The following is a 243-nucleotide window of genomic DNA, read 5'->3' on the forward strand; positions in this document are numbered from 1 at the left end:
GAAAAAGAAATCGACCCCCAAACCTACGCAGACGCACAGCTCATCCTCGGAGCCGCCTATGCCGAATCAGGCAAGCCGGATCAGGCTATCACCGCCTGGTCAAAGATCCGCCGCGAAAAAGAAATCGACCCCAAAACCTACGCACAGGCACAACTCGGCCTCGGAGCCGCCTATGCCGAATCAGGTAAGCCGGATCAGGCTATCACTGTGTTATCAAAGATCCGCCGCGAAAAAGAAATCGAC

Annotated in this window: 1 protein-coding gene; it reads left to right on the forward strand. The window is 55.1% G+C overall.

Going from position 1 to position 243, the window contains the following annotated elements:
* Nucleotides 1–243, forward strand: a 243-nt coding sequence (locus HMPREF2609_RS11170; protein ID WP_246825628.1) for a tetratricopeptide repeat protein, incomplete at both ends; no start/stop codon positions are given.

The sequence above is a fragment of the Rothia sp. HMSC058E10 genome (assembly GCF_001809415.1).
Classification (GTDB): Bacteria; Actinomycetota; Actinomycetes; order Actinomycetales; family Micrococcaceae; genus Rothia; species Rothia dentocariosa.